Genomic DNA, 14,082 nt, shown 5'->3' with positions numbered 1-14,082 from the left:
AAAGTGAGAGGGGATTTGCCCCCTTTTATTTTTTTTGTTCTTTATAAGAGCATAAATGGGCTCCTGAATTTATTTATGTATAATTATGGATTACATAATTTGTTAGGAGCGAGCCGAAGTGAGCCATACTACTAAAAAAAATTCTGTTGTTGAGCTTACTTAAAAAAATATAGTGATAGAGACTTGATTCGACAAATTGGGCAAACTAGTTATTCTAGCTCAAAAAAGGTACAATAAAAAATATTGAGAATATGAATGATGAGGATGTAGAGTTTATGCCGAATGAAGTAACGTTAAAAGTAAAAGCCAAAGCCGTGAAGCCACTTAAGGCTGGTTACCCTCTTTTGAATAAAGAACAATTTGAACAGTTAAATGATCTAAAAGAGGAAGGAAGTATTATAAGGTTAGTAGATGAACGGCATCAATTTATCGCAAAAGCTTATTATGGGAAGCAAAATAAAGGGTATGGCTGGGTACTTAGCGACAAAGAAAATGAACAAATCAATACGGATTTTTTCCAAAGGAAATTGAAAGCAGCAATAGAAGCTAGAGCGAGCCTGTTTCAAAGTGAAGTGACAAATGCTTTTCGTGTATTTAATGCCGAGGGAGATGGTATCGGAGGAGTGACAATTGATTATTTCGACGGATATTATTTGCTAAATTGGTATAGTAAAGGCATTTATCAGTTTAAGGACGCTATTATAGAAGCGCTTGAATCAGTCAGTGATTATAAAGGAATTTATGAGAAAAAGCGTTTTGAGCACGGTGGTAAATACGTAGAAGATGATGACTTTGTGAAAGGAGAAAAAGCGAATTTTCCTCTCCTTATCAAAGAAAACGGCGTACAATTTGCAGTCTATTTAAATGAAGGAGCAATGGTTGGGATTTTCTTAGATCAAAGAGAGGTACGGCAAAAAATTCGTGAGCACTATTCGAAAGATAAGAACGTATTAAATACTTTTTCCTATACTGGAGCTTTTTCTGTCTATGCTGCATTGGGTGGCGCTTCTAAGACGACTAGTGTCGATTTAGCAAACCGTAGTTATGCTAAAACGATCGAGCAATTTAGTTTGAATGAAATAGATTATGAATCTCAGGATATTATTGTAGAGGATGTTTTTAAGTACTTTAAGTATGCAAGAAAAAAAGGAAAGACTTTTGATTTAGTAATCCTTGATCCCCCGAGCTTTGCACGCTCAAAAAAAATGACGTTCAGCGCATCAAAGGATTATAAAAATCTCTTAAAAGAGGCCATTGAAATTACGGAAAATCAGGGTGTCATTGTAGCTTCCACAAATAGTGCGTCCTTTAATATGAAGGTCTTTAAAGGATATATTGACAGTGCCTTTAAAGAAATGAACGGGCAGTATAAAATCGAAGAAGAATATACTCTTCCTAGCGATTTTAAAACTACTCGTTCGTTCAAAGAAGGAAATTACCTAAAGGTGGTCTTTATTAGGAAGCTTTAAATATCACCAGGGGGTAGGACAATAGGTATGAACATGTTAGGTACTTGGCTGTTCGCTCCCACAAGACCCGCGTCCGATGGGGTGCTGCCGAACTAACATTGGAGTCTTCGTGCCTTGTGTCTCCTAAATCTCGTCTGTGCAACAGAACCCTCCTTCTTGAAGGAGGGTTCATTGTTCGTATTTGTGTATGGATTCTTTCCACGTCATGCCTCATTACATGTGGGTTGTCCCAACATGTTTATTGTGATAGGCAACAGAATGATTATTACAAATCTTCTCCATTTGTTGCGATGACGTTTTGATACCACGAAAAGGAATCCTTCTTAGAGCGCTTAAGTGTCCCATTTCCGTAATCATCCTGATCTACATAAATGAAGCCGTATCGTTTTGACATTTCTGAAGTCGAGAAGCTAACAAGGTCGATTGGTCCCCAAGCGGTGTATCCCATAAGATCAACGCCATCCTTAACCGCTTCTTTCATTTGTTCAATGTGCTTTTTTAAATAGTCAATTCGATAGTGGTCATGAATCGATCCATCTTCTTCAACATGATCATAAGCACCTAGCCCATTTTCCACGATAAATAGAGGTTTACCATATCTATTATAAAAATCCCTTAAAGTTACTCTTAACCCTTTTGGATCAATTTGCCAGCCCCAATCTGACGACTCAAGGTATTGATTTTTAACCGCTCCTTTTACAAGGTTACCCGCTGTTTCATCATTTTCACCATGAGTGGTAACTGAAATAGACATATAGTAGCTGAAAGATATGAAATCAACAGGATGGTTTTTTAAGATTTCATCATCACCATCGGCTTTTTCGACGATAATGTCATTCTCAGCAAAATAACGATTCATATAATCAGGATATTGCCCTTTAGCATGTACATCAGTAAAAAATAGATTTAAATCATTTTGTTCTTGTGCCTTAATGATATCATCAGGGTGATTCGTAACAGGGTATGTTTGCATGCGTGCTAGCATACAGCCTACCTTAGCATCAGGAATAATTTCGTGAGCTAGCTTAGTAGCGAGTGCACTTGCTACAAATTGATGATGGACAGCTTGGTAGGCAATTTGATCGCTGTTTTTTTCTGGGATTTGATCGATTAAAATGCCTCCTCCTGTATAAGGGCTATGAGTGATCACATTTATTTCATTAAAAGTTAGCCAATATTTCACGTAATCCTTGTAACGATTAAATACTGTTTCGGCATAGCGTGTAAAGTATTGAATGACTTTCCGGTTATACCAACCATTGTATTTCAATGTGAGACCAAGTGGAGTTTCATAATGGGACAATGTAACAAGTGGCTCAATATTATACTTTTTAAGCTCCTTAAAAACATTTTCATAAAATTGTAAGCCTGCTTCATTCGGTTGCTCATCATCGCCGTTAGGAAAAATACGCGACCAGTTAATGGATAAACGAAACACCTTGAATCCAAGCTCGGCAAATAATGCAATGTCTTCTTTATAAGTATGATAAAAATTAATACCAAAACGTTTTGGATAAATATCGTTAGTTTTTTCTGCTAAAACATCTTGGATATATTGAGAGTTTACATCAATTGCAAAGCCTAAACCACGTTTTTCCTTTGGGATAAAAGGAACCATATCAGCTGTAGATAGTCCTTTTCCATCCTCGTCGAATGCTCCTTCTACTTGGTTAGCAGCCGTTGCACCTCCCCATAAAAAATGTTCATTAAAACCGTTAATTGTTTTAGACATTTCTCCAACCACCTTTCATTAATTTTCAATCAGGTTCTTTTCTTTATAGCTACGTAATTTTACTGGACCTATTAAGCCACTAGGCTCTAGGAGTCTATATTGAGAAAGAAAATCCTGCTCTTGATTTCCTAGAGTATTAATCACTGAAACCTCTAAATGATTACTTCCAGACCTTAAAGGCTTTGTTAAATCAAAGGTATATGGCTTAGCTATTTTCGTATTCAGTACTTGTCCATTTATAGTAACCGTTGCTACTTCATATACTTCTCCTAAATCAAGGTAATATGCATGATCAGCTTCTAATTTGTCTATATGAAAATCTAATTTGTATTTAAATGTACCGCTAAAACGAGGGAATCTAGAGTAATGAGACATATTCTCGAGTTTATCTAATGCGACCGTTTGGTCAGGCTGACTATCTTTTACGTTTTTAAATAATTCAACATTCCAAGTTCCTTCTATTTCTCTCTGATTTATTTCAATCCAATCTTTCTTAATCGAAGAGGTAACATGAATGGGTTGATCAGATGATAAAAAGATAGTGGATTCTTGCGGTTGTAATTCTAATGAGAGCTTTGAAGTCGGTTTACCTTTATTTAATTGATAGACTTTATTACAATAAGCATCGTATTGGTACAGGTAACGCTTCCGTCTAAATTCCACGACATTTTTCACTGTATGATTAGCTGATTCATTAAAAAACATAAATACATCCTCATCATCGTGGCGGTATTGATAATACCTAAGTGAAGGCTCCGCTGTATCAAGTATGATTTCATGTGATTTAAAGCTACGAACGAGCGTCGCTAGCTGATTTAAGTTCGTCACATGACAATTATTACAGTTAGACCACTCTTCAATATAAGTTTCGATGGATACTCCTTCACTAGAATACTCCGGTAATCCATCAATAAAGATGATGTTTATGTTTTTTTTCATTAAAGCTGTCAATACATGAAATGCTCTTAAAGGAAGAGTCGATGCATACGGAATAATAATTTGATTAAATGTTTCATTATGAATGATGATTTGCTCATCCTGAATGGAACTGCCCTCTAGAAGGTCAATCGATATTACATCAAAATCGAGCTGATTCGTCATTAACATCTTTGCAGGTTTCTGAAAAAGCATAGACTCCCCGGACCATTCTGCTTCTGCATGATAAAGAAGGAGAGAACTCGCTATATGAGTTCCATCACTTAAGAGATGAGCGACCCGATTAGTATAATTCATTAACTTTTTTAAGTAAGGAAACTGAGGGTCCTCTCCATTAGCATAAAAGTGAGGAGGGCAGTCAATGTCCGGAAAGGTCGACAAATTAAAGGAATGTGGTACAAAATGATTGACTCCTCTTACAAGCATATGATCAGTCATCCATTTCATCAGGTTCAATCCTTCAGACCAGCCATAAGCACCGTAAAGCTCCACCATCGTTCTTCCTTTTTTCTTTTGATCAAGATGACCTAGTGAAGCACCCATTTTTGCTAAACCATAATGGAAAAATTCCCCATCCCAACCGGTTGATGTGAACGTTTTAAAATAGCCAGAATCAAGTCCTGGGAGTAATTGATGTAGGACTACATCAATACCAGACATCGTTTGTCCGTTTAAAGCACGGAAGAAGTGACCGGCTCCATAGCCTAACCGCGCGTGAGCATTATTATCCTCTATCAGATGTCCGACATATTCTACACCGTGCTCTACGCACCAATTAGATAATTGATCGGTAAAGTTTTTCCCGTATAAGGTAGAAACAATATTCATATAAGTATAGCGGATTTCACTTTGGCGCTCTGAGCCATTGGATACTAGCAGTGGCAGCCACTTAATAGCCTTCTGACCAAGGGAATTTTCTAATTGTCTTAATACCTCTTTTGACCATGGAAGCACCATGTCCGTTTCGCCTAGCTTAGCATGGGGTCCTTTCACATTTCCAAATCTAGGTTCATCGGTGAAAAAACCAGCAATGGTTGTACCAAAATATTCTTTTAATTGCTCATAATGTGATTCATAAACCGTGTCAATTAATACTTGAGTTGCGCGGGGGTCTATCGGATTTAAGTAACCCTCAGTTGCTGCCTCTCCACCATGAAACGTTTCAATGAGAGTGAAAATTCTCCAGCTACCTTCTGGAAGATCCCAATATACTACACCATCTACTAAACGATCGGTTATATCGACTAATGAATTTGTGTCAATGCTGTTAAAATCAACGACCTTAGCAGCAACAACACCTATGATTTTGTCAGAAGATTGTTGAAGTTGTATGGATTGTTTTTGTGGACTGGTACCGACAGCCATAATAGAATTGCGATCTCCACCTGCATGCCATTTCACTAATATCCCTGTGTTCTTTTTTGGGCCATGATAATCAATTTGAGCTATTTTTAAAAATTTCTTTCGTAAATCAGGAAAATCATTCACAATAGCTCCATTGGCATAGCCAGTCGGAAAGTGAGCATCATCAAAAAGCCAAACTTTCATGTCCAATTTTTTAGCTGCATTTAATACTACTTTCACATCATGCCACCATTGTTCCCCTAAAAAGTCAGGATGAGGTCTAGGTTCTATACATAGGGCCTTAATCCCACTTTCGTTTATTTTATTTACATACGTTTCAATTCTCTCTTTTGATTCTCCATGCATCCATAAAAATGGATAAATATAATTGTTTTGTTTGTGTTGCAGCAATTCATTTATTTTTTTCATATGGTCGTCCACTCCTTCTAATGTTTTCTCTATTTAAACTTTAGCGTTTCGATCCATAATGAGGTAACTGATGACAAGTGGTATAAAAAAGGCAATACTTGATGCAATGATATATGCTGTGAAGCTTATATCGATTCCTTCTGGGTTAATAAATAATGGAGCCGCAAATAAAGCATTACCTCCAAAACCAAACATTTTGGCGCCCATTGCAGCTGTTATTCCTCCGGCGATCCCTCCACCAATAAATGCGGCAATAAAAGGTTTTCGATAAGGTACGGCAATTCCGTAAATAATCGGCTCCGTAATACCAAATAATCCCGTTAATCCTGTCGAGAATCCAAGTGAGCGCTTTGTTTTATCTTTTTGTTTTAAAGCGAAGCCTAATGCAGCACCTGCTAATGCAAATACAGTCACATTTAAAATCGCATTTACAGGGTCTTGTCCCATAGTAGCGATATTATTAATTAGTACCGGTATAAAGGCGTAGTGTAACCCAAATATGACAATAAGTTGCCAGAACGCACCAAGTAATATACCTGTTATAATTGGGCTTAAATTATAGATGTATTGAGTAGACGTTGCAAGAAAATCACTGATAAATAACATGGCAGGTCCAATTACCAAAAATGTTACGGGTACGGTGAGTAATAAAGTAACTAAGGGTGTTAGGAAAAGCTGAACAGAGCTAGGTATTTTATCTTTTATTCTTTTTTCAATCAAAGCAGCTAGTGAAACCGCTGCAATTATTGGAAAAACAGAATTAGCATAATTTGCTAAAACTAATGGGATACCTATGAAAGTAAGATTGACTCCTTCATTAAAAAGAGTAAGCAATTCAGGATAGACAAGGGTAGCACCAATTGTTGCGCCTATATAAATATTTGAACCAAATTTATTAGCAGTGGCTACCCCTAATATAATCGGTAGGAAATAAAAGAATCCGTCCGCCATTGCAAATAACACTTGATATGTACCGCTTTCTGTGGAAATTAATCCAAATGAACTTAATCCTGCAAGTAGACCTTTCGTTATACCTGCTGCTGCCATGACACCGATTACAGGAAAGATAATACCAGAAATAAATTTAAAGAAGCGATTAAACAGGCTAGTTTGCTCTTTTGACTTTTTGTGTGTCTCTGGTCCATGACTCTTTTGTGTTTCCTCTTCTTTAATGTCAATAAGCTTGACGACTTGCTCGAATGCCTTAGAAACAGCGGTTCCAATAATGACTTGATATTGGCCACCAGAAGAAGTAACTCCAAGTACACCTGAGATATTTTTAACTTTTTCTGTGTTTGCTTTCGTATCATCGTCTAATACAAATCTAAGTCTTGTCATGCAATGAGTAACATGTTCAATGTTCTGACTTCCTCCAACATGCATGATTATCTCTTTTGCCAGCTTTTGATAATCCATTCTTCACACTCCTCTTCATCGGAACTTATCATATTTAGATAAGTGAATTTTTTAGATTGAAATCGCTATCTTTCTTGATTATAGTAGATTTATATCCATATCAACATTTCGATTTATTACTTATAATGTACGAAACTTAACTTTTAGAGAAGGTGATTATAGATGAATATAGAGGAGCTCAAACGCCGTTTGTTTACGATGTCAAACAGTGAATGGATGTATAAAAAGAACCCAGACTATATCAATCCAATATATGGTCAGTTTGATAAAACAGAGGTTGAGGGACAAGAAGTCGTTAATTTTAGCTTTGATAAGGAAAAGAAACCTCCCTTTGTCAATTCTCCTTATTTACATGAGCCTAAATTAGAAATAGTCAAGCATTCTAGATATTCTAATATCCCAATTCATGTTCATGATTATATTGAAATGAACTATGTATATTCTGGCTCATGCGTAGCCGTCATTCAAAATAAGAGGGTTCCATTAAAAATGGGAGATGTTTGTATATTAGATACAGGTGTTCCTCATACCATTAAAGAGGTTCATGATGATGATATTGTCATCAATTTTCTAATGAATAAACGTTATTTTACAACATCTATGTTAAGTCAGCTTTCAAGTAATGACATAATGTCAGATTTCATTCTTCAAGCAATGGCGAAGGACCGTAAACATAATCGTTACCTTTTATTTAGATCTCTACAAATGGATAAACTCAAAACCCTTGTAGAATATTTACTTTGTGAATTCTATGACCCAAGCGTTTCAGCTAATGAAATTATAAATGCGTATGTGATTATTATCTTCTCTGAACTTTTGACCAATTATCGAAATGAGGATGGCTTACAAGCCTATCAGGGGAAAAATCAAGTGATGGAAATTTTGAAATATATAGAAGAACAGTATAAAGTCTGTTCACTTGAAAGTGTGGCCAAATATTTTTCCTTCCATCCTAATTATTTAAGTAGACTGATAAAACAAAAAACAGGTAAAAGTTTCAAAAAAATTGTCCAAGAACAACGTCTTAATCAAGCAGAGTATCTTATAAAGCATAGTGATAAAAGTATAGCTGAGATTATGACAGAAGTAGGATATCAAAATCACGGATTTTTTAATAATATGTTTAAAGAAAAATATGGAGTTAACCCTAAAGAATATAGAAGAACGAAAATGCTATTACATTAATTTCAATGGGGCGATAAAACGCAAGAAAAGAGAGCAAGTTTTGCTCTCTTTTTTAGGTTAGTTAGAAATCGATGCATTCACTTCATTAATCTTTTTATCCTGCTTAGTATAGAGGTAATAAAAAAGGAAGGCAATTAACGATAGGAAAACCCCTGAAATGTAAGGAAGGGGTATAAATATGGTGAAAAGGAATCCTCCTAAAGGTGGACCGATAATTCTCCCCAATGAATCAAATGAGGATAACATGCCCGTAATTTGTCCATAGCCAGAGGTCACCCTTTTTGTTAACAATGAGGAAATACTAGGGCGAATAAATCCATTTCCTATCCCAAATATGGATAAAAATAAAGCGGCAGTCCAAAAGCTATCCACGAATAAAATTAACCCAAAACCTAGTGCCGATATTAGGATACCAATTTGGATGACTCTTCCTTCCCCCCATTTTTTGCAAAGCTGGCCAACGAGTCCACCTTGAACTAATGCTCCTGCAAAGCCCATGATCATAAAGATATATCCAAGCTGCTTTGATTCAAGACCAGCTGTTTCATAAGCATAGTAAGCAAATGTAGCTTCTAATGCTGCTAAAGATAATGAAACAAACCATTGAAGAAGAAATAGATAACCTAAAGGACTTTTTAGTTGTTGAAGCCATGAGCGTTTATGAAGGGTGGTATTTGTTTCTTTATTGTCGGCTGGTAACGATTCTTTTAAAACGGTTGCTACTAAAACTAGAGTAACGAGTGAAGAAAATCCAGCTAATAAGAATGGAGTAGCCAAGCTGTTCTCAGAAAAAATGCCTCCAATTGCAGGGCCAAAAATAAATCCGAGACCAACAGCTGCTCCTATTAACCCCATTCCTTTACTGCGGTTCTCTTCAGAAGTAATATCGGCCACATAAGCCATTACAGTAGGCATATTGGCAGCTGATAAAAATCCCCCGATAATTCGAGCGACAAATAATACCCAAAGCTCCGTTGCAAAAGCCATCATAAAAAAGGAAAGTGCTAGACCACTTATACCTACTAATAAAATAGGTTTTCGACCAATAGAATCAGATATCTTCCCCCACATCGGAGCGAAAATAAGCTGCATAAATGAATAGACCGCCATTAATAATCCTAGCTGAGTAGGAGTTGCACCTAGCTGCTCTGCATAAAAAGGGATGACAGGAATTATAATACCGAAACCTACCATCACGAGAAACATAACTGAAAATAAAATAGGCAATACTTTTTTCGCTTCCAATCTAGTTCACTCCAATTAACATTCCAATTTTAATGAGTATGATCATTCGTTTTTAATAGTATACACCTCTTTTTCTTATTAAATAATTACGAACCTTTAAGACCTTGTGAACAATTGTGGTAATCTTAAAAATTAACGCTAGTTGAAGTGGTAGAAAATAGGATATGATGGAACCTAGAAATGATTAGTATGGAATAGTCGGAGGTAAAAAATGGAATTGGATGAACTTTATTTAGAACTAAAAGGTGTAGAGAAAATTGAGGGAAATAAAGTATGGTTTTCTCCCATCGATTTACAAATAAAAAAGGGGCAGATTGTCGCGATTCAATGTGAAAGAGAGCTTGGACGTATCTTAATAGAAATGATGACGAGAGAAGGTACGCCATCAGCAGGACAGGTAATTTATTTTGAGCAGCCCCAAGCTAACACAAAAAACTTGAGTAAAGATATTGGATACTCATTATTACTTGAGGGATTATATGATAAATTAACTCCTTATGATTATTTAAAATTCTTTGAAGGTGTTTATGGAGCTACCACTAATATAGATTCTATTTTAACAAAATTCAATCTTCTTTATGTAAAGAAGAAAATAATAAAAAGTTTAAATTTATCTGAGAGAAAAAGACTTCTTTGGGCTAAAGCTTTTGTGCATAATCCAAAGCTTGTCATTTTAGAAGAGCCTGATCAAAATATTGATTTGGAAAGTAAATTAATATTACAGAGAGTGTTAACCGAAATGAGTCAAGCTGGTATGGCTATTTTAATGGTTACAAGTAATATGGAAAGTGCCGTCATTTTATCGAATGTGGTTTACAGACTTAGTTCGGATGGGCTTAAAGAAATGAACTTAATAGATGAAAATAAAGGATCTGCAAATGACGAAGCACAGAAGACAAAAGAGAGTTTGGAGGCTGAAGAAGCATCCTCTTTGCAGCATCAAATTGAAAGAATTCCAGCTAAAGTAGAAGATAAGGTGATATTGTTTGATCCGACTGAAATTGATTACATAGAAAGTCTAGATGGAATGGCGCAGATTCATGTAAAGGGAGAATCCTTTCCATGCACGCTCACACTTAATCAATTAATGGAAAGATTAGAGCCCTTTGGCTTTTTTAGATGTCATCGTTCTTATATTGTCAACTTACAAAAGGTTCGCGAAGTCATTTCCTGGACGAGAAATAGTTATAGCTTAAACTTAGATGATAAAAAAAGAAGCACGATTCCTTTATCTAAAGGGAATTTGCCAGATTTAAAAAGAATATTAAGAATGTAAGGGTACTATGGTACTATTTTAATATTTCCCCGGAAATTGTCAGTTTCGGTCTAATGAACATACTCCTCTCACCTTAATATAGATGCCATTCGCTACAATCATAAATAAATGATGCTCCTTATTTCTCCATTTAAGTTAAAATTGAAGCCACTTAACAGTAAAGTAAGGTTTTCCGAATAATGACGGGGTAGAATGAAGTCAACAAATACCAATTCATTCAAAAAAATTCGGAGGGGATTACATGAATTATGCTGTTCAAGTGGAGCAGTTAAAAAAAATGTTTGATGGGAAAGTGGCATTAAAGGACGTATCCTTTGAGATTGAAAAAGGGAAGACTTTTGGATTTTTAGGACCAAGTGGTTCAGGAAAAACAACTACTATTAAAATTTTAACTTCTCAGCTTTCTGGTTATTCGGGGAATGTAACGATTTTAGGTAAAACATTAGAGGAATTAAAAAAGCCAGCGCAAATGAAAAAAATCGGTGTGTTAACAGACAATACAGGATTATATGACAGATTGACCGTCTTAGAAAATCTAAAATTATATTGTGAGTTATATGATGTCTCTATTGATAGAATCGATGAGGTTTTAACAGATGTTGGATTGCTTGATCAAAAGCAAAAAGTAATAAAGAAGTTATCGAAAGGAATGAAGCAACGTATTACACTAGCAAGAACTATTTTGCATAAGCCTGAGCTCCTTTTTTTAGATGAACCTACTTCAGCATTAGATCCAGTTAATACGACTCAAATTCATCGAATACTAAAAAAGCTTAATAATGAAGGTACCACTATTTTTTTAACGACCCATAATATGGAGGAAGCAGAAAAGATATGTGATACGGTTGCGTTTCTAGACCAAGGACAAATTAAATTATTAGGAGCTCCAAAGGAATTAAAGCTACAACAGGTAGATAGCTCGATTACGCTAGAGCTAAAGGGTGGAATTGTAAAAGTAGTCGATAAAGATGAAGAAGGTCTACATGAGATTGGAGAAGCGATCAAAAAAGGTCAGTTATTATCGATTCATTCAAATGAACCTAATTTAGGTGACCTCTTCGTACAGGTAACAGGAAAGGAGCTCGTACAATGATTTCATTGAAAAGAATTCAAACCATTTTTGTAAAAGACTATAAAGATTTAATGAAAAATTCCTATATGCTGACAACTGTCATTATACCCATTTTTTTCGCTTACATGTTTAGTAGAGGAGAAATTGAGGATGCCGCCTTGCTTGCTCTTCCGATAACGTTAAGCTTAGTGGTTGTTGGTTCGCTTATACAAGCGGGTATGATTGCAGAAGAAAAAGAGAAAAACACATTAAGAGGTCTTTTGCTTTCACCTCTTAATACTTCTGAGATATTTATAGGGAAAAGTCTAGTATCCGTAATCGTGTCAATTTTAGTAGTGATGATTTGTATTTTTGTAAGTGGATTCAAGATTCCGGAGCAATGGTGGTTCTTCGTTTTAGGAACTGGGATCAACCTGATTTTCTTTATTAGTATTGGAACCATTTTAGGACTTTTGTCTAGAACAGTTATGGAAACCTCTGTACTAGGATCGCCGGTCATGCTGCTACTTGGAACGAGTTCTTTTTTCACTCAATTATTTCCGATAGGAAATCTGAATCGTATCCTTGACTTTTTGCCAGAGCCAAGGTTTGCCTTACTAATAACGGCTTTAAATGAAGGTACTTCGGTTATAGAGCATTTATTAATACTAGGTTTGTGGGCATTCGTTAGCATCATATTATGTGTAATTATTTTTAAAAGAAGAAGATTTGATTAATAGTTGTAAAAAAAATCAAGAAGTAATGGAATTAGATTTAGATATAGATTACAAGGGGTAGGTGTAATATGCAAAGTTTAGTCAATTTTGTTCTAAAAAACAAGCTCGCAGTTTGGTTACTAACTATCATTATCATTGTTACAGGGATTTATTCAAGTACAAGAATGAAAATGGARACACTTCCAGATATTTCGCTTCCCTATTTAATGGTCATGGATGTTTATCCGGGCGCAACTCCAGAAGAGGTTATGAAGGGCGTTTCGATACCTCTTGAGCAAACGATAGAGAACTTAGAGGATGTAAAATCGGTCTACTCTAATTCGTATTCAAACATGGCGAGTATCCAAGTCGAATATGATTATGGGGTCGATATGGATGAAAAGAAGAGGCAATTGGAATCAGCTCTATCTAATGTTCATTTGCCAGAAGGAGCTCAAGAGCCACAAATTACGGCCATTAGTATGAATATGATGCCAGTCGTTGCATTGAGCATTAGTAGCACTGCAGAGGATATTGTAGATTTAACGAATACGGTAGAAGAAGATCTTTTACCTAAGATTGAAAAGATACCTGGTGTTGYCTCTGCGACGATTTCRGGGCAGCATGTAGAAGAGATAGAGTTGAGGTATGATGCAGAAGCGTTAGCSAGCTACGAATTAACAGAAGAAGAAGTTAAGCAGATGATAGAGGCGAGTGACCTTGCGATTTCTCTAGGTTTGTATGAATTTGAAGAAGGTGAGCAGGCAGTTGCAGTTGATGGGAAGTTTATGACTTTGACTGAGCTGGAAGAGATGCTTATTCCAGATAGATCTAGGTTTGTATGAATTTGAAGAAGGTGAGCAGGCAGTTGCAGTTGATGGGAAGTTTATGACTTTGACTGAGCTGGAAGAGATGCTTATTCCAGTTACACCTTCGGAAGAAAACCCTATTCCTTTTGTAACATTAGCAGGTGTGGCAGATATAGAAGTGATTGGTTATGTAGAATCGCTTTCGAGAACAAATGGCGAAGAGGCTATTGCCATTCAAATCGTAAAGGGGCCACAGGATAATACGGTAGATGTCGTAAATCGAGTAAAGGAGCTTGTAAATGAGGAGCTTGAAGCAAAGGAAGGGCTTATCRTTGATATTTCCTTAGACCAAGCRACCCCTATCGAAGAATCTATTTTTACCATGGTAGAAAAGGCTCTCTTTGGTGGTTTGATTGCGATTTTAATTATTTTGCTGTTTTTACGTGACTTTAAATCGTACGTGACTTTAAATCG

Annotated in this window: 9 protein-coding genes and 1 pseudogene; 6 read left to right on the top strand and 4 right to left on the bottom strand. The window is 36.0% G+C overall.

The features are described from left to right. Positions 1–275: 275 nt before the first annotated feature. On the top strand, positions 276–1,469 hold the full coding sequence (locus AZF04_RS13875) for a class I SAM-dependent rRNA methyltransferase (protein ID WP_061949235.1): 1,194 nt from the start codon (positions 276–278) through the stop codon (positions 1,467–1,469). A gap of 265 nt (positions 1,470–1,734) precedes the next feature. Here AZF04_RS13875 and AZF04_RS13870 read toward each other — a convergent pair whose 3' ends face one another. Genes AZF04_RS13870 through AZF04_RS13860 form a run of 3 tightly spaced genes read right to left on the bottom strand, consistent with a single transcriptional unit; the run spans position 1,735 to position 7,326 of the window. After that, a complete protein-coding gene (locus AZF04_RS13870) occupies positions 1,735–3,201 on the bottom strand; it encodes a glycoside hydrolase family 1 protein (protein ID WP_061949234.1) in 1,467 nt (488 codons plus the stop codon). A gap of 18 nt (positions 3,202–3,219) precedes the next feature. After that, positions 3,220–5,910: a glycosylhydrolase-like jelly roll fold domain-containing protein gene (locus AZF04_RS13865; RefSeq protein WP_061949233.1), complete on the bottom strand. Its 2,691-nt coding sequence runs from the start codon at positions 5,908–5,910 to the stop codon at positions 3,220–3,222. 33 nt (positions 5,911–5,943) lie between these two features. Beyond that, positions 5,944–7,326: a PTS transporter subunit EIIC gene (locus AZF04_RS13860; protein WP_061949232.1), complete on the bottom strand. Its 1,383-nt coding sequence runs from the start codon at positions 7,324–7,326 to the stop codon at positions 5,944–5,946. A 162-nt stretch (positions 7,327–7,488) separates the two neighbouring features. Between AZF04_RS13860 and AZF04_RS13855 the strand changes: the two genes are divergently transcribed. Continuing rightward, positions 7,489–8,511, top strand: coding sequence for an AraC family transcriptional regulator (locus AZF04_RS13855; RefSeq protein ID WP_045478444.1), 1,023 nt, complete (start codon positions 7,489–7,491; stop codon positions 8,509–8,511). A gap of 57 nt (positions 8,512–8,568) precedes the next feature. On the opposite strand, the gene AZF04_RS13850 is transcribed toward AZF04_RS13855, so the two are convergent. Further along, on the bottom strand, positions 8,569–9,756 hold the full coding sequence (locus tag AZF04_RS13850) for an MFS transporter (protein ID WP_082795412.1): 1,188 nt from the start codon (positions 9,754–9,756) through the stop codon (positions 8,569–8,571). A 211-nt stretch (positions 9,757–9,967) separates the two neighbouring features. On the opposite strand from AZF04_RS13850, the gene AZF04_RS13845 reads away from it, so the two are divergent. The 4 genes and pseudogenes from AZF04_RS13845 to AZF04_RS20740 form a co-directional block, all read left to right on the top strand. Then, positions 9,968–11,032 (top strand): LytTR family transcriptional regulator DNA-binding domain-containing protein, encoded by a 1,065-nt coding sequence (locus tag AZF04_RS13845; RefSeq protein WP_061949231.1) that lies wholly within the window; start codon positions 9,968–9,970, stop codon positions 11,030–11,032. Positions 11,033–11,273: 241 nt separating this feature from the next. Beyond that, positions 11,274–12,125, top strand: coding sequence for an ABC transporter ATP-binding protein (locus AZF04_RS13840; protein WP_061949230.1), 852 nt, complete (start codon positions 11,274–11,276; stop codon positions 12,123–12,125). After that, positions 12,122–12,820, top strand: a complete 699-nt coding sequence (locus AZF04_RS13835) for an ABC transporter permease (protein ID WP_061949229.1) — start codon at positions 12,122–12,124, stop codon at positions 12,818–12,820. The genes AZF04_RS13840 and AZF04_RS13835 overlap by 4 nt, the downstream gene beginning before the upstream one ends. Before the next feature lie 68 nt (positions 12,821–12,888). Further along, a pseudogene (locus AZF04_RS20740) lies at positions 12,889–14,082 on the top strand (efflux RND transporter permease subunit); the annotation flags it as partial.

The organism is Alkalihalobacillus trypoxylicola (assembly GCF_001590785.1).
Classification (GTDB): domain Bacteria; phylum Bacillota; class Bacilli; order Bacillales; family Bacillaceae_D; genus Alkalihalobacillus; species Alkalihalobacillus trypoxylicola.
This window is presented reverse-complemented; position numbering and strand designations above follow the sequence as displayed.

Excerpts from the sequence above, each read along its gene's own strand:
- AZF04_RS13875 (WP_061949235.1), top strand. The coding sequence starts at position 276 with ATGCCGAATGAAGTAACGTTAAAAGTAAAAGCCAAAGCCGTGAAGCCA.
- AZF04_RS13870 (WP_061949234.1), bottom strand. The coding sequence starts at position 3,201 with ATGTCTAAAACAATTAACGGTTTTAATGAACATTTTTTATGGGGAGGT.
- AZF04_RS13865 (WP_061949233.1), bottom strand. The coding sequence starts at position 5,910 with ATGAAAAAAATAAATGAATTGCTGCAACACAAACAAAACAATTATATT.
- AZF04_RS13860 (WP_061949232.1), bottom strand. The coding sequence starts at position 7,326 with ATGGATTATCAAAAGCTGGCAAAAGAGATAATCATGCATGTTGGAGGA.
- AZF04_RS13855 (WP_045478444.1), top strand. The coding sequence starts at position 7,489 with ATGAATATAGAGGAGCTCAAACGCCGTTTGTTTACGATGTCAAACAGT.
- AZF04_RS13845 (WP_061949231.1), top strand. The coding sequence starts at position 9,968 with ATGGAATTGGATGAACTTTATTTAGAACTAAAAGGTGTAGAGAAAATT.
- AZF04_RS13840 (WP_061949230.1), top strand. The coding sequence starts at position 11,274 with ATGAATTATGCTGTTCAAGTGGAGCAGTTAAAAAAAATGTTTGATGGG.
- AZF04_RS13835 (WP_061949229.1), top strand. The coding sequence starts at position 12,122 with ATGATTTCATTGAAAAGAATTCAAACCATTTTTGTAAAAGACTATAAA.